This window comes from Psychrobacter piechaudii (assembly GCF_900162825.1).
Lineage (GTDB): Bacteria > Pseudomonadota > Gammaproteobacteria > Pseudomonadales > Moraxellaceae > Psychrobacter > Psychrobacter piechaudii.
The window spans coordinates 1-419 of sequence record NZ_FUGE01000003.1; the positions used below are offsets into that span (position 1 = coordinate 1).

1 protein-coding gene is annotated in these 419 nt (G+C 44.2%); it reads left to right on the forward strand.

Annotation, left to right across the window (positions count from 1 at the left end; translation table 11 throughout):
- Window positions 1-339: winged helix-turn-helix domain-containing protein (locus A1019T_RS00015; RefSeq protein ID WP_208608001.1), on the forward strand; the 339-nt coding region annotated here is incomplete at its 5' end.
- Window positions 340-419 lie beyond the last annotated feature (80 nt).

Here is a 419-nt window from a genome sequence, read left to right on the forward strand (position 1 = left end):
AGAAGCGTCTATACCATAAGAAGGAAATACTGGTTGCATGGTATCACTAGTGTCTATGACGCAGCTGGCAGAGGCAGAAAGAGTCTTTTAGCAGAAAAAGACATAGAACCATTCAAACAAGCGATAGTAGAAGCTCAGCAGCAAAGAGGTGGTGGTAGGCTCACCGCAAAAGACATCGCACAAATCGCCAAGGAGCAATTTAACGCCAACTATACCCCTAAAGCGATCTATCCTCTCATGAAACGTATTGGTATGAGCTGGGTATCTGCGCGTAGTCAGCATCCTAAGGCGGATCCTAAAGTCATGGAGGCATATAAAAAAACTTCCTTGAGCAGGTAAAGCAAGTTCTACCTGATGGTGTTGATATCAAGCAAGTTGATATATGGTTTCAGGATGAAACACGTATTGGCCAACAAGGC